The sequence below is a fragment of the Pseudarthrobacter raffinosi genome (assembly GCF_023913735.1).
In the GTDB taxonomy this organism is placed as follows: domain Bacteria; phylum Actinomycetota; class Actinomycetes; order Actinomycetales; family Micrococcaceae; genus Arthrobacter; species Arthrobacter raffinosi.
In genome coordinates this window covers 116,680-136,269 of the sequence record NZ_JAMXBH010000001.1, presented here as the reverse complement: position 1 = coordinate 136,269, position 19,590 = coordinate 116,680, and the positions used below count along the sequence as shown (strand labels likewise).

Annotated in this window: 18 protein-coding genes; 8 read left to right on the top strand and 10 right to left on the bottom strand. The window is 65.8% G+C overall.

Annotation, left to right across the window (positions count from 1 at the left end; all coding sequences use genetic code 11):
• Positions 1-19: 19 nt before the first annotated feature.
• From sdhA to NG698_RS00600, 3 genes are all read left to right on the top strand, one after another.
• On the top strand, positions 20-1,819 hold the full coding sequence (sdhA, locus tag NG698_RS00610) for a succinate dehydrogenase flavoprotein subunit (RefSeq protein WP_252566498.1): 1,800 nt from the start codon (positions 20-22) through the stop codon (positions 1,817-1,819).
• A gap of 1 nt (position 1,820) precedes the next feature.
• Positions 1,821-2,603, top strand: coding sequence for a succinate dehydrogenase iron-sulfur subunit (locus tag NG698_RS00605; RefSeq protein WP_058929685.1), 783 nt, complete (start codon positions 1,821-1,823; stop codon positions 2,601-2,603).
• Between the two features lie 94 nt (positions 2,604-2,697).
• Positions 2,698-3,468 (top strand): alpha/beta hydrolase family protein, encoded by a 771-nt coding sequence (locus NG698_RS00600; RefSeq protein WP_252603643.1) that lies wholly within the window; start codon positions 2,698-2,700, stop codon positions 3,466-3,468.
• On the opposite strand, the gene NG698_RS00595 is transcribed toward NG698_RS00600, so the two are convergent.
• The 7 genes from NG698_RS00595 to glyA form a co-directional block, all read right to left on the bottom strand.
• A complete protein-coding gene (locus NG698_RS00595) occupies positions 3,425-4,507 on the bottom strand; it encodes a YihY/virulence factor BrkB family protein (RefSeq protein WP_252603640.1) in 1,083 nt (360 codons plus the stop codon). The genes NG698_RS00600 and NG698_RS00595 overlap by 44 nt on opposite strands.
• 37 nt (positions 4,508-4,544) lie before the next feature.
• Positions 4,545-5,141 carry a 2'-5' RNA ligase family protein gene (locus NG698_RS00590; protein ID WP_252607793.1) on the bottom strand — a complete coding sequence of 199 codons (597 nt, stop codon included), beginning with the start codon at positions 5,139-5,141 and terminating at the stop codon, positions 4,545-4,547.
• A gap of 4 nt (positions 5,142-5,145) precedes the next feature.
• The gene (gene trpS, locus NG698_RS00585) at positions 5,146-6,189 is read right to left on the bottom strand and encodes a tryptophan--tRNA ligase (protein WP_252603635.1); all 1,044 of its coding nucleotides are present in this window, start codon (positions 6,187-6,189) and stop codon (positions 5,146-5,148) included.
• A gap of 19 nt (positions 6,190-6,208) precedes the next feature.
• On the bottom strand, positions 6,209-7,042 hold the full coding sequence (locus NG698_RS00580) for an exodeoxyribonuclease III (protein WP_252607792.1): 834 nt from the start codon (positions 7,040-7,042) through the stop codon (positions 6,209-6,211).
• 10 nt (positions 7,043-7,052) lie between these two features.
• Positions 7,053-7,616, bottom strand: coding sequence for a hypothetical protein (locus NG698_RS00575; RefSeq protein WP_058929690.1), 564 nt, complete (start codon positions 7,614-7,616; stop codon positions 7,053-7,055).
• A gap of 217 nt (positions 7,617-7,833) precedes the next feature.
• On the bottom strand, positions 7,834-8,733 hold the full coding sequence (locus tag NG698_RS00570; RefSeq protein ID WP_252607791.1) for a bifunctional methylenetetrahydrofolate dehydrogenase/methenyltetrahydrofolate cyclohydrolase: 900 nt from the start codon (positions 8,731-8,733) through the stop codon (positions 7,834-7,836).
• Between the two features lie 3 nt (positions 8,734-8,736).
• Complete coding sequence (gene glyA / locus NG698_RS00565) at positions 8,737-10,035, bottom strand: serine hydroxymethyltransferase (protein ID WP_308293008.1); 1,299 nt, start codon at positions 10,033-10,035, stop codon at positions 8,737-8,739.
• A gap of 257 nt (positions 10,036-10,292) precedes the next feature.
• On the opposite strand from glyA, the gene purU reads away from it, so the two are divergent.
• From purU to NG698_RS00550, 3 genes are all read left to right on the top strand, one after another.
• Positions 10,293-11,153, top strand: coding sequence for a formyltetrahydrofolate deformylase (purU, locus tag NG698_RS00560; protein ID WP_252603627.1), 861 nt, complete (start codon positions 10,293-10,295; stop codon positions 11,151-11,153).
• Between the two features lie 26 nt (positions 11,154-11,179).
• Positions 11,180-11,857 (top strand): class I SAM-dependent methyltransferase, encoded by a 678-nt coding sequence (locus tag NG698_RS00555; protein ID WP_252603624.1) that lies wholly within the window; start codon positions 11,180-11,182, stop codon positions 11,855-11,857.
• Between the two features lie 83 nt (positions 11,858-11,940).
• On the top strand, positions 11,941-12,459 hold the full coding sequence (locus NG698_RS00550; protein ID WP_252603621.1) for a gamma carbonic anhydrase family protein: 519 nt from the start codon (positions 11,941-11,943) through the stop codon (positions 12,457-12,459).
• Here the strand turns inward: NG698_RS00550 and NG698_RS00545 are convergent.
• Both NG698_RS00545 and NG698_RS00540 read right to left on the bottom strand, forming a co-directional pair.
• Complete coding sequence (locus NG698_RS00545; RefSeq protein WP_252603706.1) at positions 12,456-14,150, bottom strand: flavin monoamine oxidase family protein; 1,695 nt, start codon at positions 14,148-14,150, stop codon at positions 12,456-12,458. The two genes, NG698_RS00550 and NG698_RS00545, sit on opposite strands and share 4 nt — an antisense overlap.
• Positions 14,147-15,685 carry an amino acid permease gene (locus tag NG698_RS00540; protein WP_252603704.1) on the bottom strand — a complete coding sequence of 513 codons (1,539 nt, stop codon included), beginning with the start codon at positions 15,683-15,685 and terminating at the stop codon, positions 14,147-14,149. Before NG698_RS00540 ends, NG698_RS00545 begins: the two co-directional genes overlap by 4 nt.
• Before the next feature lie 100 nt (positions 15,686-15,785).
• Here NG698_RS00540 and alr point away from each other — a divergent pair, with 100 nt between their 5' ends.
• Entirely contained in the window at positions 15,786-17,000 is a 1,215-nt protein-coding gene (alr, locus tag NG698_RS00535; protein ID WP_252607790.1) for an alanine racemase, read from the top strand.
• Positions 16,990-18,639: a PucR family transcriptional regulator gene (locus NG698_RS00530; protein ID WP_252603700.1), complete on the top strand. Its 1,650-nt coding sequence runs from the start codon at positions 16,990-16,992 to the stop codon at positions 18,637-18,639. The genes alr and NG698_RS00530 overlap by 11 nt, the downstream gene beginning before the upstream one ends.
• Here the strand turns inward: NG698_RS00530 and NG698_RS00525 are convergent.
• On the bottom strand, positions 18,618-19,412 hold the full coding sequence (locus NG698_RS00525; protein WP_252607789.1) for a carbon-nitrogen hydrolase family protein: 795 nt from the start codon (positions 19,410-19,412) through the stop codon (positions 18,618-18,620). The two genes, NG698_RS00530 and NG698_RS00525, sit on opposite strands and share 22 nt — an antisense overlap.
• Positions 19,413-19,590: the final 178 nt, after the last annotated feature.

The following is a 19,590-nucleotide window of genomic DNA, read 5'->3' as shown; positions in this document are numbered from 1 at the left end:
AGAGAAAGAGCGCCCAAGTATGCAGGTCCATAAGTACGACGTCGTCATCGTCGGTGCCGGTGGCGCTGGCATGCGCGCCGCGATCGAGTCCGGTCAGCGCGCGCGAACAGCAGTACTGACCAAGCTCTACCCCACCCGCTCGCACACCGGTGCGGCGCAGGGTGGCATGTGTGCGGCCCTTGCCAATGTCGAAGAAGACAACTGGGAATGGCACACCTTTGACACCATTAAGGGCGGTGACTACCTGGTTGACCAGGACGCCGCCGAGGTCATGGCGAAGGAAGCCATCGACGCCGTGCTGGACCTGGAAAAGATGGGCCTGCCGTTCAACCGCACGCCCGAAGGCCGGATCGACCAGCGCCGCTTCGGTGGCCACACCCGCGACCACGGCAAGGCGCCCGTCCGCCGTGCCTGCTACGCAGCTGACCGCACCGGCCACATGATCCTGCAGACGCTGTACCAAAACTGCGTCAAGCACAACGTGGAGTTCTACAACGAGTACTACGTCCTTGACCTCCTGACGGTCGAGGAAGACGCTGTCCGCGAGGACGGCACGCCGTACAAGCAGAAGCGTGTTGCCGGCGTCGTGTCCTATGACCTTGCCTCCGGCGAGCTGCACGTGTTCCAGGCCAAGTCCGTGATCTTCGCCTCGGGCGGCGCCGGCAAGGTCTTCAAGACCACCTCCAACGCCCACACCCTCACCGGTGACGGCATGGGCATCGCCTTCCGCCGCGGCATCCCGCTGGAAGACATGGAGTTCTTCCAGTTCCACCCGACAGGCCTAGCCGGCCTGGGCATCCTGCTGTCCGAAGCCGCACGCGGTGAGGGCGCCATCCTGCGTAACTCCGAGGGTGAGCGCTTTATGGAGCGTTACGCCCCCACCATCAAGGACCTGGCACCGCGTGACATCGTGGCCCGCTCCATGGCCAACGAAGTCCGCGAAGGCCGCGGCTGCGGCCCGAACAAGGACTACGTCCTGCTGGACCTGACCCACCTGGAGCCTGCGCACATCGATGCCAAGCTCCCGGACATCACCGAGTTCGCCCGCACCTACCTGGGCGTGGAACCGTACACGGAACCGGTTCCGGTGTTCCCCACGGCGCACTACGCCATGGGCGGCATCCCCACCAACATCACCACCGAGGTCCTGCAGGACAACGACACCGTCATCCCGGGCCTGTACGCCGCCGGCGAGGTCGCCTGCGTTTCGGTCCACGGCTCCAACCGCCTGGGCACCAACTCACTGCTGGACATCAACGTGTTCGGCAAGCGCGCCGGCATCGCCGCCGCGGAGTACGCCAAGACTGCTGACTTCGTGGACCTCCCAGAGGATCCGGAGGCCTACACCATCGAGCTGCTGGACATTGCCCGCAACGGCACCGGCGACGAGAAGGTGGCGGTGATCCGCAAGGAACTCCAGGACACCATGGACGCCAACATGCAGGTGTTCCGTACGGCTGACACGCTGAACCAGGTCCTGACGGACATCGAGTCCTTCGAGGCCCGCTACAAGAAGATCAGCGTCCAGGACAAGGGCAAGCGCTTCAACCTGGACCTGCTCGAGGCCGTTGAACTGGGCTTCCTGCTGGAACTGGCCAAGGTCATGACCGTGGCCGCCCTGCACCGTGAGGAATCCCGCGGCGGACACTTCCGTGAGGACTTCCCGGAACGCGACGACGAAAAATTCATGAAGCACTCCATGGCGTACAAGGATGACCACGCCCCGGCCGACGGCTCGGCAGAGGCAATCGCCGGCATCCGTCTGGGCACCAAACCGGTTGTCTTTACCCGCTACGAGCCGATGGTGAGGAAGTACTAAGATGACCGCTGAACTTGCTGAGCCAGCCTCCAAGATCGAACTGCCCGCACACATCGGAGGCGGCGGAGAGATCCCCACGTTCGACGTCACCCTGCGCGTCCGCCGTTACAACCCTGAGGTGTCCGAGGACGCCACGTGGGACGACTTCAAGGTGACCATGTACGGCACCGACCGCGTGCTGGACGCCCTGCACAAGGTCAAGTGGGAAATTGACGGCAGCGTATCGTTCCGCCGTTCCTGCGCCCACGGTGTCTGCGGTTCTGATGCCATGCGCATCAACGGCCGCAACCGCCTTGCCTGCAAGACGCTCCTTAAGGATTTGGACACCACCAAGCCCATCACCGTTGAGCCCATCAAGGGCCTGCCGGTGGAGAAGGACCTGATCGTGGACATGGAGCCGTTCTTCCAGTCCTTCCGCGAAGTCATGCCGTTCCTGATCAACAAGGGCCACGAGCCCACCAAGGAACGCCTGCAGTCCGCCGAGGACCGTGAGCGCTTCGACGACACCACCAAGTGCATCCTCTGCGCGGCGTGCACGTCCTCCTGCCCGGTCTTCTGGACCGATGGCCAGTACTTCGGCCCGGCCGCGATCGTCAACGCCCACCGCTTCATCTTCGATTCCCGTGATGATGCCGGCGACATGCGCCTGGAAATCCTGAACGACAAGGAAGGCGTGTGGCGTTGCCGCACCACCTTCAACTGCTCCGAAGCATGCCCCCGCGGCATCCAGGTGACCCAGGCAATCGCCGAAGTCAAGCAGGCAATTCTCTCCCGTAAGATCTAATTCAGGTTCTTGCTTACGACGGCGTCACCCACCTTAGGTGGGATGGGCGCCGTCGTTGTTTAACACGTGACGGCACCAACGAAAGCAGCACGCGATGTCCCGCTCCGAAAAAGTCAGCTTCGAAGGTTCCACCGGCGAGCTCCTGTCCGGCATCATCGACGTCCCGGAGGGGCCGGTGCGGGGCTGGGGCGTCTTCTCACACGGCTTCACCCTGGGCAAAGACAGCCCGGCGGCGTCCCGGATGTGCAAGGCCCTGGCCGACACCGGCATCGGGATGCTCCGCTTCGACAACCTGGGGCTGGGCGAGTCAGCCGGCCATTGGTCGGAGGGCTCCTTCAGCCACAAGGTGGCGGACACCGTGGTGGCCGCCGAGTTCATGCGCAGCCACGGGAGGGCCATCTCGCTGCTGGTGGGACACTCCTTCGGCGGCGCGGCGGTGCTTTCGGCCGCCCGACAGATCCCGGAGCTCGACGCCGTCGCAACAGTTGCGGCCCCGTTCTCACCCAAGCACGTGGCCCACGTCTTTGACGCCGCACTGGACAAGATCCTCAGCGAGGGCAGCGCGGAAGTGGACCTCGGCGGGAAACGCGTGGAGATCCGGAAACACTTTGTGGAGGACCTGGAAAACGCGGACCTCACGGACTGCATCCGGCAGCTGCACAAACCGCTGATGGTCCTCCACTCCCCCACGGACAACACCGTGGGCATCGAGAACGCCAGCACCATCTTCCAGACGGCGCGCCATCCGCGGAACTTCGTCTCACTCGAAGGCAGCGACCACCTGCTGACCGGCAAGGGCCAGGCAGCCCGGGCCGCCAGGATTATTTCTGCCTGGGCCGACCAGTACCTCGACGCCGGGAAGTAACTGCCGGGCTGCCCTGGTGCCCGGCGCCGGGGCCCTTTCCGTCGCTGTGGCCCTCCACGGGTACCTTGCCGGGCTGGACCTGCCGGGAGCCCCACAGTGCTTTCTCCTGGCCTGCGGGTGCGCTCCTGAGGTCCTCTTCACGGATGGTGGACCAGCCGGCGGACACGAGGTAGACCTGGCTGACCAGGTTGAACCAGATCAGCAGGCCGATGATGATGGCAAACGGCGCCAGGATGGGGTTCCGTCCCGCACCGGCCAGCAGTTCAGTGCTGAAGACCTGCAGGACGGTGGTGCCCACCGCGGCAAGGATGGTCCCCTCCAGGAGTGCCCGCCGGGAGAGCTTGAGCCCACCGGCCAGCCGGAACATGATGACGGCCGTGACCCAGTTGAGCGTCAGCGGCACACCGATCTTGATCGCTGTGGTCAGCGGACCTGCCACCGCCGGATCCAGCTGCAGGAAGTCCGTGACCCAGCCAGCCGCCGTGCCGAACACCAGGGACGCTCCGGCGCTGATCACCAGGGCCACTCCCAGGAGCAGGAGGGTGCCGGCGTCGCGCAGTTTAAGGACAATCGGGTTGATTTTCAGGGGCGGCAACTGCACCACACCGCGCAGGCCGTCGCGGAGTCCGGCGATCCAGCCCAGGGACGTGATGACCGTAACCGCGGCAGCAATCACGGCGGTCCAGCCGAGTCCGTCCGGGTTCAGGAGGTCGTTCGGATCAACCAGCCCTTCTCCCCCGCCCACCTTCAGCAGTCCGGGCGCACTCTGGGCCACGCTGCGGATGATGGTGTCCAGCAGGGCAGGCTGGCCCCGCAGCACCAGGCCGGCAACGGAGAAACCCGTGGCCAACAGGCCGGTGATGGAGAAGAACATGTTGAAGCCGATGCCGGCGCTCATCAACGGGCCATGCTGGAGGTTGTAGTGCTGCCACGCGCGCATCGGGCGGAAGGCATTAAGCCTGGCCAGCAGCCACTGGAGCATCGCCAGCGAGCTGGCCACCGGGCCGCCGTCGGACCTTCTGGCTTTGCCCCACTCCATCCGTTTCTGGATGACGGCGAGCTTCAGGCGGGCCTGTTCAGTAGGGAGCGGTGGCTCCGTTTGCGTCGGCGTCCGCGGCGAAGGACCCGCCGTCGTCAGTTTCGGTCCCAAAGTCCAACTCTTCCCGTAGCTGCCAAATGCCGTCGGCATCGTGCTCGTAGAGTCCCATGCTAACCACCGGGAACGTCGCCCGGTAACTTTCAAGCACCGTTTCGGCTTCGTCCAGGCTTTCGGGCGCGACATCGTGGGCGATGGTGACATGCGGGTGGTACGAGAACGGCAACTCGCGTTGCAGCGGGCCGCTCTGGAGTCTTTCGTGGAGCTCCACACAGGAGTCGAACCCGTCCTCGACGTTGATGTAAACCACCGGGGAGACCGGCCGGAACGTTCCGGTCCCGGCAATGGTGACCATAAACGGGACCTGCCGCCGCGCCACGTCGCGGACGTGCGCCTGGGTGGCTGCCCAGTCCTGGGTGGCCGTGGTGGTGACCAGCGTGATGTGCGCGGGCACCACCCCCGCCATGGGGTCCCCGAAGGAGGCGCGCCACCGTTGAAGCTCCTCGGCGATGGCAGGGGGAAAGCCCAGAATGACGCCTACGCTCATTCCTTCACTGACATTGCTGGCGGCCGACATCGAGCTAGCGGACGCCTGCGAGGCTGAGGGACGGCAGGAAGCCCATGCGCTCATAGACCTGGCCAAGGGTCACTGCGGCGATTTCCCTGGCCCGCTCGGCGCCCTGGGCCAGCAGCCGGTCCAGCTCGGCCGGGTCAGCCATCAGTTCGTTGGTGCGGTTCCGCAGCGGCGTGATGAAGTCCACCATGATCTCCGCAAGGTCCACTTTCAGGTGGCCGTACATCTTGCCCTCGTACTCCGTCTCCAGCTCAGCCACGGACTTTCCGGTGAGCGTGGAGTAGATGGTGAGGAGGTTGGAGATCCCGGGCTTGGCTTCGGCATCGAACCGGACTTCGGATCCCGTGTCAGTGACCGCGGACTTGATGCGCTTCGCGGCGAGCTTGGGGTCCTCCAGCAGCTGGATGGAACCGTTGGGCGACTCCCCCGTCTTGGACATCTTGGCGCTGGGGTTCTGCAGGTCATAGATCTTGGCGCTGGCCTTGAGGATGGTGGCCTCCGGCACGGTGAACGTGTGGCCGTAACGGGTGTTGAAGCGCTGGGCCAGGTTCCGGGTGAGCTCCAGGTGCTGCCGCTGGTCCTCGCCCACCGGCACGAGGTCAGTCTGGTACAGCAGGATGTCGGCTGCCATGAGCGTGGGGTAGGCAAACAGGCCAAGAGTTGCGGCGTCCGCGCCCGACTTCTGGGTCTTGTCCTTGAACTGTGTCATCCGGGACGCTTCGCCGAAGCCGGTGATGCAGTTCAGGGCCCAGGCCAGCTGGGCGTGCTCGGGGACGTGGGACTGCACAAAGAAGATGCTTTTGTCCGGGTCGATGCCGGCGGCAATGTACTGCGCGGCAACCACCCGGGTGCGCTTGGCAAGCTCGGCGGGATCGAAGTCCACGGTGATGGCGTGAAGGTCCGGGATGAAGAAGACGGCATCATATTCAGCCTGCATGTCCACCCAGTTGCGGACAGCGCCAATGTAGTTGCCCAGGTGCAGGGAGTCCGCCGTGGGCTTGGCGCCGGAGAGGATGCGTTTCTTGGTCACCGGGGAATTCGGGCTAGTCATGGGAAAAAACCTTCGGGGCTTAGAGCCGGTAGTCCACTACCAGCGGGGCATGGTCAGAGAAGCGGGTGTCCCACGAAGGCGCCCGGTCAACCACTGCCGAGAACGCGGCGGCGGCGAGGTCCGGGGTGGCCATGTGGTAGTCGATGCGCCAGCCGGTGTCGTTGTCGAACGCCTGCCCACGCTGTGACCACCAGGTGTAGGGACCGTCGACGTCGCCCGCCAGGCCACGGTGGACATCCTTCCAGCCGATGTCCTCGCCGAAGAAGCGGTCAAAATAGGCACGTTCGTCAGGCAGGAAGCCGGCCTTCTTGACGTTGCCCTTCCAGTTCCTGATGTCCCGTTCGGTGTGGCCCACGTTGAGGTCCCCCACCACCAGTGCGTGATCGCTGTGCTTGGACAGTTCCGGCAGCCTGGTGGTCATGACATCCAAAAAGCGGTACTTGTCCACCTGCTTCGGGGTACCCACCTCGCCGGAGTGCACGTAGGCGCTGGCAACCGTCAGCTGCGCGGGGTTCCCCTCGGCGTCGGCCACCCTGAAGTCAGCCTCAACCCAGCGTCCGGCGGTGGCGAAGTAGTCATCGCCGATGCCGTTGCGGGTGTCCAGCGGTTCTTCGCGGGAAGCGATGGCTACGCCGGCGCGGCCCTTGGCCTCGGCTTCGGCGTGCAGGATGTGCCAGCCATCACCGAGCAGCTGGCGCACAATCGCGTCAGGGGCCCGGACTTCCTGGAGGCAGACAATGTCCACCTCGCGGGGCTCCAGCCATGCCGCCATACCGTTCTTGTAGGCAGCCCGGAGGCCGTTGACGTTGACTGATGCGATGCGAAGGTGGTCCTTCTTCAATGCCGAGATCACCCGCACTACTCTAGTCGATGATGGTTCCGCTGACCGGGTCGCCGGTGCCGCCGGCAGCGCGGATCATGTCGCGGGCGTTGGTGGCGGTGATCTCGATGGTCTCCAGCGCGCGGCGGATCGTATCCTGGTCCGCTGCCTCGCCCTTGGCACGTTCCTTCTCCACTACCTGGATCTGGACCTGGACGATCTTGAAGGAGTGGTCCAGCTTGAGGTCGCGGACTTCGTCCGCTTCGGTCCGCTCGTACACCACCCGGGTGCCGCCGTGGTCGGCCGAGGACGACGACGGCGCACGGCCGGCTGCGCTGTTGAAGGCGTTCTGGGCTTCCGTCAGCTTCGCGCCGGCTTTTTTGGCCGCCTTCTGGATGCTGAACACCACAAAGGCTGCGAGGGCCAGCCAGAAAGCGGCGATGATGGCGACAACCCAGCCCACGACGTCGTTCTGGTTCGCGGCAAAGATCACGGCAACGATGAACGCGATGACAAAGACCATCATTCCCGGGCCGCTGATCCGCAGCATGGAGAAGCCGCCCTTGGGCCGGCCGGACGGAGATTGAGTGTTACCCAGAGATCGCATGCGTCTATTGTCTCAAACGCAGCAGAGCCCCAGCGCACCTTCCACCCCCGGCGAACACTTGCACGCTCCCAACTAAGTAGCGCTATCTGTCGTTTTGAGCCTCCAAAACGACAGATAGCGCTACTTAGTTGGGCTGGGCACGGTTAACGGCCGATGGCGGCCCGCACCTCAAGTGGAGGTGCTGACCGCCGTCGGGCTTTGCTGTTGAGGAACGAAACTAGGCGGTTCCCGCCTGGCGCTCCGCGGTTTCCACCACATTGGCGAGCAGCATGGCGCGGGTCATCGGCCCCACGCCGCCCGGGTTCGGGGAGATCCACGAGGCGACGTCGGCAGCGGCGGGGTCCACGTCTCCGGTGACCACTGCCTTACCGTTGCCGTCGTCAACACGGCTCACGCCGACGTCGAGCACTATTGCGCCCGGCTTGAGGTCCGCTGCCTTGATCATGTGCGGGACTCCCGCGGCGGCGATCACGACGTCGGCTTGGCGGAGTTCGGCGGCCAGGTCCACGGTCCCGGTGTGCGCCAGGATGACCGTGGCGTTGACGTCCTTGCGGGTCAGCAGCAGCCCGACGGGACGGCCGATGGTCACGCCGCGGCCCACCACGAGGACGCGCTTGCCCTTGAGGCTGATGCCGTGCCGGGTGAGGAGCTCCACGCAGCCTTTGGGGGTGCACGGCAGCGGCGAGTTCATCGGTCCGCTGACGTTGGCCACCAGGCGGCCCAGGTTCATCGGGTGCAGGCCGTCTGCGTCCTTGACCGGATCCATGGCCTCCAGGATGACGTCCTGGTTGATGTGCTTGGGCAAGGGAAGCTGCACGATGTAGCCGGTGCATTCCGGGTTCCCGTTCAGCTCACGGACCACGGCGAGGAGTTCGTCCTGCGTGGTTTCCTCGGGGAGGTCGCGGCGGATGGACGTGATACCCACCTCGGCGCAGTCCTTGTGCTTGCCGCCCACATACCAGGTGCTCCCGGGGTCGGAGCCCACCAAAACGGTCCCCAGTCCGGGGGTGACGCCCTTGGCCTTGAGTGCGGCCACGCGTTCGGTCAGCTCGGCCTTGATGGCAGCGGCGGTGGCTTTGCCGTCAAGAATCTGTGCAGTTCCAGTTTCAGTGGTCATGGATTACCACTGCTCGTGCAGCGGGTACAGCGGGAAATCGGCGGCGAGCTTGTCCACGCGGGACTGCAGTGCCTCGACGTCCGTGGCGGTGCCGGCCTTCAGTGCAGTGGCGATGATCTCTGCCACCTCGGTGAACTCGGCAGCACCGAAGCCGCGGGTGGCCAGGGCCGGGGTGCCGATGCGCAGGCCGGAGGTGACCATCGGCGGGCGGGGGTCGAACGGAACCGCATTGCGGTTCACGGTGATGCCCACGGAGTGCAGGAGGTCCTCGGCCTGCTGGCCGTCGAGCTGGGAGTCGCGCAGGTCCACCAGGACCAGGTGCACGTCGGTGCCGCCGGTGAGGACGGAGACGCCGGCGTCGGCGACGTCGGACTGGTTGAGGCGGTCGGCGATGATCCGGGCGCCTTCCAGGACGCGTTCCTGGCGTTCCTTGAATTCCTCGGTGGCGGCGATCTTGAAGGCCACGGCCTTGGCCGCAATGACGTGCATGAGCGGGCCGCCCTGCTGGCCCGGGAAGACGTTGGAGTTGATCTTCTTGGCCCACTCCTTCTTGGCCAGGATCACGCCGGAGCGGGGGCCGGCGAGGGTCTTGTGCACGGTGGAGGTGACGACGTCGGAGTACGGAACCGGGCTCGGGTGCAGCCCCGCAGCCACCAGTCCGGCGAAGTGTGCCATGTCGGTCCAGAGCAGCGCGCCCACTTCATCGGCGATGGAGCGGAAGGCCGCGAAGTCCAGGTGGCGCGGGTAGGCGGACCAGCCGGCGATGATGACCTGGGGCTTCTCGGCGATGGCCTGCTCGCGCAGCTTGTCCATGTCAACGCGGAAGTTGTCCGGCTCCACCTGGTAGGCAGCCACGTTGTAGAGCTTGCCGGAGAAGTTCAGCTTCATGCCGTGGGTCAGGTGGCCGCCGTGGGCCAAGGACAGGCCCAGGATCTTGTCACCGGGAGCGATCATGGCGGACAGTGCTGCGGCGTTGGCCTGGGCACCGGAGTGCGGCTGGACGTTGGCGTACTCGGCACCGAACAGTGCCTTGACGCGGTCGATGGCCAACTGCTCTGCGATATCCACATATTCGCAGCCGCCGTAGTAACGGCGGCCCGGGTAGCCTTCGGCATACTTGTTGGTCAGGACCGAGCCCTGGGCTTCCATCACAGCGCGCGGGGCAAAGTTTTCGGAGGCGATCATTTCCAGGGTGCCGCGCTGGCGGCCAAGTTCCTGGCTGAGGACTGCTGCGATTTCGGGGTCAAGCTCGGCCAGCGACTGGTTGCTGACGGCGGCTGTTGTGGTGGCGGTAGTAGTCACGAAAAACTCCTGGCTAGGGATACGGGCACTGCTAAGGTCAGGCTACCGGCTGGCGCACATCACCGCCCCTTGATGACAGGGCGTGAAAGCGAACCGCACCCTCAGAGGGTGCAGTTCCGGTAAGACATGACCCTCGGCCCAGGCGTACGATCCGTGGTCTTCGTGATTGCCACTCCCTGGTGGTTAGCCACCCAACGCCAGTTGCGACCCCACCAGACTACCAAACGCGGGCGGGCCGCGCGGGTAGGCTTGTAGTCGTGACTGAAGAGCAGCTGAACCGAGCTTACGTATTGACATTGTCCTGCCCGGACCGCCCCGGAATTGTCCACGCCGTGGCCGGAGCGCTGCTGGTGGCGGGCTGTAATATTTTGGACTCGCAGCAGTATGGCAGCCCCGCAACCGGCAACTTCTTTATGCGGGTGGAAGCGACGACGACGGCCTCCCGGGCCGAGGTCCAGGCCGCCCTTGAGCCGGTGGTCCACTCCTTCGGCATGCAGTGGAGCCTCAACCCCGTGGGCCAGAAGGTGCGCACGCTCCTGATGGCCAGCACGTCCGCGCACTGCCTCAACGACATCCTGTTCCAGCAGCGCTCCGGCACCCTGCCCATCGAGATCCCGGCCATCGTCTCCAACCACCGTGACCTCGCCGGGCTGGCCGAGTTCTACGGCATCCCGTTCCACCACATCCCGGTCACCCCGGACACCAAGGCCCAGTCCGAGGACAAGCTGCGCGCCCTCATGGCCGAGCACGATATCGAACTGACCGTCCTGGCCCGCTACATGCAGATCATTTCGGATGACCTGTGCGCGGAGCTCACCGGCAAGGCCATCAATATCCACCACTCGTTCCTGCCGTCCTTCAAGGGCGCCAAGCCCTACCACCAGGCTCATGCCCGCGGCGTGAAGCTGATCGGCGCCACTGCCCACTACGTCACGGCCGCGCTGGACGAGGGCCCCATCATCGAGCAGGAAGTCATCCGCGTGGACCACGCCCGCACTCCGGAGCAGTTCGTGCAGATGGGCCGGGACGTGGAGGGCCGCACCCTGACGCAGGCCGTCCAATGGCATGCAGAACACCGGGTGCTGCTGGACGGCAACCGGACAGTGGTCTTTAACTAGGCAGTCTCTTATCTAGGTCGTGGTCCATGGACGCAGTTGAGAATGCAGTGGAGGAACCCGGCCGCGAACAGCGCCTCGCCGAGTTCTATAACCGCCGCGCGGCGTCCGGCACGGAACATCCGCTTGCGCCCCAGCGGGTAGAACAGCGTGAGCGGTTCATCTCGCTGCTCAAGGCCGAGGGCCGGCACAACGTCCTGGAGATCGGCTCCGGCATGGGGCTCGACGGCCTGGAGTTCGTCCGGGCCGGCATCCATTACACCGGCGTTGACCTCTCCGAGGAGCACGTCCGCAGGTCCCGGACGAAGGGCCTGGACGTCTCCGTGGCCAGCGCCCGGCAGCTGCCCTTCCCGGACGGGACCTTCCCGGCCCTCTGGACCATGAGCACGCTGCTACACGTCCCTGCCACCGATATCGACGGCGTCCTGCGCGAACTGGTGCGCGTCACGGCACGCGGCGCGCCCATCGCCGTCGGCCTCTGGTCCGGTGAGGATGAAGAGGTCCTGAACCCCGAGGACGACGTAGAACCCCGGTTCTTCAGCCGGCGCAGCGACGCGACGGTGCGGCAGGTCTTTGGCCGGCACGGTGCCATCGAGGACTTTGTCACCTGGCCGGAAGGCAACGGCGAGGAATCCGGCCCGGGCGCCGGGAACTGGACACAGCACTACCAGTTCCTGATCCTCCGCACCCCCGCCTCTCCCAACTGAGTAGCGCTATCTGTCGTTATGAGGGCTCATAACGACAGATAGCGCTACTCAGTTGGGGTGGGCGGATGTCCTAGGCTTGGCCCATGGCTCCTCTTCACACTTTCGCCGGGAACACCCCGGCCGTCCACGAATCCGCCTTCATCGCCCCGACGGCGTCGATCATCGGCAAGGCCACGCTCGCTGAGGATTCAAGCGCCTTCTATGGTGTGTCGGTCCGGGCCGACACAGCGGCCATCAGCGTCGGCGCCGGCAGCAACCTGCAGGACAACGTGGTGCTGCACGCCGATCCGGGCTTCCCCTGCACAGTCGGGGCCGGGGTCAGTGTGGGACATGCCGCCGTCGTCCATGGCTGCACTGTAGAGGACGACTGCCTGATCGGCATGGGCGCCACTGTGCTTAACGGCGCGGTGATCGGCACCGGCTCGCTCGTGGCAGCCGGCGCCGTTGTCCTGGAAGGGACTATTGTGCCGCCCCGCTCGCTGGTTGCCGGCGTCCCGGCGAAGGTACGGCGGGAACTCACCGATGAGGAGTTCGACGGCGTGAAGCAGAACGCCGTGCGCTACGTCGAGCTGGCGCGCGCGCACCGGGAGCTGCACGGCTAGTCGAGGCTGATGGGCCCGATGGCGTCCAGGAGTTCGCCCGGACCGGGGTTGCCCGGCGCCGACGTCCCGCCCAGGTGTTTCACCACACCCCACACCGCGTTCAGGCCGGTGGTTACGGCGCCTTCGGCCCAGCCCGCCGTGAAGGACACATCATCACCGGCAAGGAAGATCCCGCGCTGGGATTCGGGCAGCTTGTCCTGCTTGAAGTGCGTGAAGAGGCGCTGCTGGTAGCGGTAGTGCCCCGGCAGGTTCGCTTTGAAGGCACCCATGAAGTTGGGGTCCGCTTCCCAGGAAACGGTGATCGGCTGGCCCACGATGTGGCTGGCGATGTCCACGCCCGGGTAAATCTGCTCGAGCGAGTGCAGCATCAGCTCAACGCGTTCGTCGGCGTCCAGCGCCAGCCATTTGAGCGCGTCATCGTTCCACGTGTAGGACAGCAGGATCACGGCGGGCTTGTCCGGGCCGTCATCCAGGAGGTAGGTGGCCCTGTTCAACCGGTCCGTGAGGGTCATGGACAGGACCTCACGGCCGGTGTCCCGATCGATGTCCTTCCAGAACGGCCGGTCCACCATCACAAACGTCTTGGATGACTGCATGTAGTGCGAACGCTCGATCGCAGTCCACAGTTCGGCCGGGAACAGTGCCTCCTCGGTGTGGATGCGCGTGGACAGCAGCCAGGACTGGCACGTGGTGACCACGGCGGGGTAGCTGGCTTCGCGGCCCCAGCGCTCCCGGATCCGGAGGTCGCCGTCGGCATCGCGGCTGATCTTGTCCACGGCGCCGCGGGGCGTGCCGGAGTGGAGCGACGCCAGGGATGTTCCGTCCGGCCAGTGGGCCATGCCCGACGGCGCGTGCTGCCACAGTGCCTCGGGCAGCCGTTGGGCTCCCCCGCTGATGAGCCGGTGCTGGTCATCGGCGTCGGTGTAGACCACGCGGAGGATTTCCAGGATGGAGTTGGGGAAGTCGGTGTCCCAGCCGCCTGTGCCGAAGCCCACCTGGCCAAAGGCCTCCCGGTGGGCAAAGCCGGCTTCCTTGAATGACTCGCTCCCGGCGATGAACCCATAGAAGGTCTGCTCGTCCATGAGCGGCAGCAGCTCATTCCAGAGCTCCTTGATCCGGCCCGTGTCCCGGGCCCGGATGGCCTCCTGCATTTCGACGAACCTCGCGCCGTCGTTCACCGCGGCCTTCCAGGCATCGGCCACCTCGCGGAAGAACGGCGGCAGGTCCTGGGCGGTCTCGGCGTAGTACTTCTGGCCGGCCAGTTCGATCACGGTGCTGGACGTGACGGGTGCCAGCGGGTTGGGGAAATCCTGGGTGTCCAGCCCTAGCAGGTCCACGTAGTGGTAGAAAGCCCTGCCCGACACGGGGAACCGCATGCCGCCCAGATCGGCCACCACGCCGGGAGCGGACGGAAAACCGGCCGTCCGCAGGCGGCCGCCGATCTGGTCCGCTTCATAGATGACAGGGCGCAGGCCCAGCTTCATCAGTTCGTAGGCCGTGACGAGGCCCGAAAGGCCCGCCCCTACAACTGCCACCTCGGTGCCGTACAGCTCCGGCGGAACCGCGCCGAGCCCTGCCGGATGGGCGAGGTAGTGGTCGTAGCTGAACGGAAAATCGGGGTTCAGCATGGTGATGGGGCCAGCCTGGGTGCTGGATGGGTCAGAGGCCGGGAGTTCGGTGGCGACGGTCATGAAAGCTCTGCCTTTGTTTGTTCGGGGGTGGACAGCGTTGAAGATTCCGGCCTGCTCAGCTCACGGTATTCCTCGTGGCTCATGGAAGCCACCCTTGAATTGCGCCGGCCATAGCCGAAGTACGCCGCGATACCCACCATCATCCAGATGCCGAAGGTCACCCAGGTGTCGGCGCCCAGGTTGGCCATGAGGTAGGCGCACATGAGCGCTCCGAGGATGGGCGTGAGCGGAAATAGCGGGACCCGGAAGGTCCGCTTGAGTTCAGGCCGCACACGGCGCAGGTAGATGACGGCAACGTTCACCAGCGCGAAGGCGAAGAGGGTGCCTATGCTCGTGGCGTCAGCCAGGGCGCCGAGTGGAACCAGGCCGGCCGTGACTGCCACGAGGAGGCCCACGATCAGGGTGCCGGCAACCGGTGTGCCGGTCCTCGCGGAGACCCGGCCGAAGATTTTTGGAATGAGTCCGTCGCGGGCCATGGAGAGAAGAATGCGGGTTTGTCCGTAAAGGACAGTCAGCACGATGCTGGCGATGGCAAGGACCGCGCCGACGGCGAAGACCAGGGCGATCCACGGCTGTCCGGTGGTTTCCTCAAGGATCTTCACGAGTGCTGCTTCATTACCGTCGAACCAGCCCCAGGGACGGGCGCCGACGGCGGCGACGGCAACCAGGACATAGATGGTGGTGACGATCAGCATGGAGAGCATGATGGCCCGCGGCAAGTCGCGCTTGGGATTGCGGGCTTCCTCACCGGCCGTGGACGCCGCGTCGAAGCCGATGTAGGAGAAGAAGACGCTGGACGCGGCGGCTGAGACACCAGCAGCGCCCATGGGCAGGAGAGGCTCGAAGTTGCCGGCGCTGAAGGCGGTGAAAGCCACGGCGCAGAAGAAGATCAGGATTCCCACCTTGACCACCACGATGGCGGTGTTAATCCAGGCGCTTTCCTTGGCGCCGCGAACCAGCAGGATCATGGCGAGCAGAACGATGACCATCGCCGGGACGTTCACCACTCCGCCGTCTCCGGGTGGCTGGGAGATTGCGTCGGGCAGGAACTGGCCGAAGACCGCCAGGGACTCGTTCACGTACTGGCCGGCCCCAACTGCCACCGCCGCGACCGAGACTGCGTATTCGAGCACGAGGCACCAGCCACAGATCCAGGCCATGCCCTCGCCCAAAGTGGCGTAGCTGTAGGAATAGCTGGAACCTGCCACCGGAACCAGGCCGGCCATTTCGGCGTAGGACACCGCGGACAGCAGGGCGGCGAGTCCAGCGATGGCAAAGGAGATCCAGATGGCCGGCCCGGCCAGCGGAACCGATTCGCCCAGGATCACCAGAATTCCGGTTCCCAGGGTCGCGCCGACGCTGATCATGGTCAACTGGAAAACGCCGAAGCTGCGGATCAGGCGGGTGCCGCCATGGCCTGTTTCGGCTTCATTGACCATCTGTCCGATCGGCTTGCGGCGCAGCAGCTGCGCGGCCAGGCCGGGCCTGCCGGCAGGCGGTGCCGGCCGGCGTTCTGTGTAGGTGGGCACAGTCATCGTTGACGTCCGTTCGTGAGTAGTTGTCGTTTCCCCTCGCCCAGCTTAGGCATGTGAGCCACCTCTCATGAGTGTGCAAAATGACCTATAGTGTTCTGGCATGAGACGTAATGCACAACAGACCAGCACGCCTTCGGCAGTGCTTTCCGGCCGGGTCAGCGTTGATCTGGCCGCGATTTCCGATAATGTCCGCGCCCTCCGGAAACTCACTCCCGCACCGCACTTCATGGCGGTGGTGAAAGGCAACGCCTATGGCCACGGGCTTGTCGAGGTGGCGCAGGCTGCCCTGTCTGCCGGCGCTGACTGGCTCGGAACGGCACAGCTCACGGAGGCTCTTGCGCTACGCCGCGCAGGCATCACGGCGCCGGTGCTGTCCTGGCTGTACCTCGCCACAGCGTCCAGCGAGATCATTCGCGAAGCTGTGGAAAACGACGTCGACATGTCCTTGGGCAGCCCCGCCCAACTCGACGTTGTGGCCGGCATCGCCCGCACGCTCGGAAGGCCGGCCGCGGTCCACCTTGAGCTGGACAGCGGGTTGAGTCGCGGCGGCGCCCGCGCGGAAGACTGGGTTAACCTTGTGGCCGCTGCACGCAACGCCGAGCTCGAGGGGACCCTCACTGTCCGGGGCATCTGGACCCACCTGGCCTGGGCCGACGTACCGGCCCACCCCGGGAACGCCGCAGCGGTGGACGCCTTCGGGGAAGCCGTACGGCAGGCCAGGGAAGGCGGCCTGGAACCGGAGCTGAGGCATGTGTCCAGCTCTGCCAACATCCTGGACCGCCCTGAGTTTGCCTTCGACATGGTGCGGGCCGGGCTGGCCATTTATGGCCTGGCGCCCGCCGACCATCTTGACCCCGCGGATTTCGGGCTGCGCCCGGTCCTGACTGTCACGGCTCCCGTTGTGCTCGTGAAGAAGGTTCCGGCCGGCACCGGCGTGAGCTACGAACACCAGGCCATCACCCACGAGGCAAGGTATCTGGGGCTGATCCCCCTCGGCTATGCGGACGGCATCCCGAAAGGCATCTCAGGGCGCAGCATTGTCCAACTGGGCGGCAGGCGGGTGCCCGTGATCGGCAAGGTGTGCATGGACCAGTTCATGGTGGACCTCGGCCTGGAAGCCTGCGGAGTTTCCGTCGGCGACACGGCCGTGCTGTTCGGCGATCCGGACACCGGTGCGGCGAGCGCGGACGAATGGGGCTCGGCCATCGGCAGCCACGGCGACGAAATCATCAACCGGATAGCGCCGCGGCTGCCCAGGGCCTACGAGTGCCCCGACTACCAGGATCCTGAAGTCAGCGTGCCGCATGTCGCCTGAAGCTGCCGCGGGAGCGGGCACCAGAGCCGTAACGGGAAGAGGGACCGGCGCCGAGCCGATCAGCGCTGTCACGTTGGAGCAGTTCCTGGAAAAGTTGCCGCCGGAGTTAACGATCCTGCACGACGGCGGCAACGGTTCCGGCCTGCTGCGCTGGGTAGAGCCCAGCGAGCTGGAGGACCCCACGCCGTACCTGCTCGACGGTGAGTTCCTCCTCACGGCGGGTCTGCCGTTTGTGGGCGAGGCAGGCAACCAGGTCCGGGTCGACGCGTACGTGCGGCGTCTGGTGGGAGCCGGGGTGGGGGCCCTGGGCTTCGGGCTGGAACCCTACTTCGACGCAGCGCCGGAGGCACTGGTGAAGGCCTGCGTCCGGCATAACCTGACTCTGGTTCAGGTACCAAGCACTGTGCCGTTCGCTGCCATCGGGCTGGAATTTTCGCAGCTGCTCGAATCGGATAACGCCAAAGCCTTCAGGCAGCTGGCGGACATCAACCGGCAGCTGATGCGCGCAGTCCTCTCCGCCCGCCCCGAGCATGAACTCCTGGCCGCACTGGCCCAGCGGGTTCCCGTGTGGGCGGTGCTGGTCGGCGCGGACGGAAGGGTCCGCGCCCGGGCGGGCACCGGCGTCGAACTTCCCGCCCTGCAGCAGATCCTCGACCGGCTGCTCAGCGGCAGCGGCCCCCGGGTGGAAATGGATTCCTTCGACATTCCCGGCTCTGCCCTGGTGTTCGGGCATCCGCTGCGCAGCACGCGGGACGCCACCCTCGGCGCTTTGATCCTCGGGACGGACAGGGCGCTGACCCCGGCGCAGAACAGTGTGGTGTCCTCGGTAGTGGGGCTGCTGGAACTGCTGGTGCGACAACGCACCAGCGGCTCGCTCGCCCCCAGCCAGCTGGCAACGGCGCTGCTGCTGCATCCGGAGAGCCTGGCCGCCGGCTCAACCCGGCAGCTGAACGTCCTCAGGGACCTCCTGGCGCAAAGCGTTTCCGGAACCCGGTCCGGTGCCCTCCGGGTGGTTCAGGGCGTGCGGGCGGACGCGTCGGCGCCCGCGCCGGCCGATGGCCCTGTCAGGGAACTGCTGCAGTGGCGCAGGCTGTTCGACACGAAGATGGTGGAACTGACGGACTACGGGTTTGCCGCCGTCACCCGGCTCAAGGTGGACGACACGCTGCTGCATGAGGTGGAGGAGCTGGGCTGGCGCCTGGTGGTGGGCGATCCGACGGAAATGGCCGGACTTCCTGCCGCGTACCAGCGTGCGGCGTCGCTGCGGCCCCGCGTCCAGGCCAGCGGACAAAGTGTGCGCGTGGATGACGTCACGTGGTCGGTCACGGGGCTCTTGGGCCGCAGCGCCGGCACCATGCTTGCCGCCCGGTTGCTGGAACCGATCCTGGCGCAGGAGCCTGACCGAATCAGCTCCCAACTCAGTGTCCTGAAGTCGTGGCTGGGCGAAAACGGCAACTGGGATGCCACTGCCAAAGTCCTGGGGATGCACCGGAACAGCGTGCGGCGCCAGATCAATGCACTGGCCGAGCTGCTGGCCATGGACCTTGGTTCCGCCCACGTGCGGGCGGAGCTGTGGATTGCCCTGCAGTATGTGGACGGCCTGGAGGACCGGATGGTTCAGATGCCCCAGGACCGGTAGAGCTCCGGGCGGCGTTCCCGGAGATAGGGCATCACGTCACGGGTAATCCGGGCGGCGTCCGGATCCACCTCGGCGAACAGGAGTTCGGGCCCCGGTCCCGCCGTGGCCAGCAGCGAACCATCCGGTCCGGCAATGACACTGCCGCCGAGGAATTCGCAGCCGTCCTCGGTTCCTGAGTGGTTGGCATAGGCGATGGTCAGCTGGCTTTCCAGCGCGCGGGCCCGGAGCAGCACTTGGGGAACCGCCTCGAAGCCGTGCGCCAGAGCGGTCGGCACCAGGAGCAGCTCTGCCCCGCCCAGCGCGGCGGCCCTGACCGATTCCGGAAATTCCACGTCGTAGCAGATCACCATTGAGGTCCGGAATCCGTTGAAATCGACGACGGCGGGAGCGGCTTCGGCGGGGCTGAACGCCGCGCGTTCGTCATCGCCAAAGAGGTGCACTTTTGCGTAGGTGAGAAGCTCAACCCCGGCGCTGTCCACGAGCGTGGAGGTGATGTGCCAGCTGCCCCTTTCCGTGACTGACGGCAGGCTGTAGACCAGTCCGATCCCGTGGCGCCGCGCGATGCCTGCCAGCGTCCCCCTGATGGCGGGAAGCCCGGTGGGGTCCAGCTCCGCGCGGAGCCGCAGCGGCGCGTAGCCCACGGGAAACAGCTCCGGGGTGACCAGGACTGCTGCGCCCTCCCCGGCGGCCGCCCGGGCAGCCGCATCCAGGGCGGCACAGTTTGCATCCACATCGAGTACGCGGGCGTTTGCCTGCATCAGGGCCAGCAGCACCGTTTCCACCTCACATGATCGGGACGGCCACAGGAAGTATGCGTCCGCTTTTTCCAGCCTAGCCACCGGGCCTGAACGGCATCCGGGGCCAATTGCACCGGCCGAAGCCACAGGAGGGACGGATCGTCCTATCTTTTTGTCTCATCCGGCAGACTCCTTGCGTTAACTTCTTGACTGC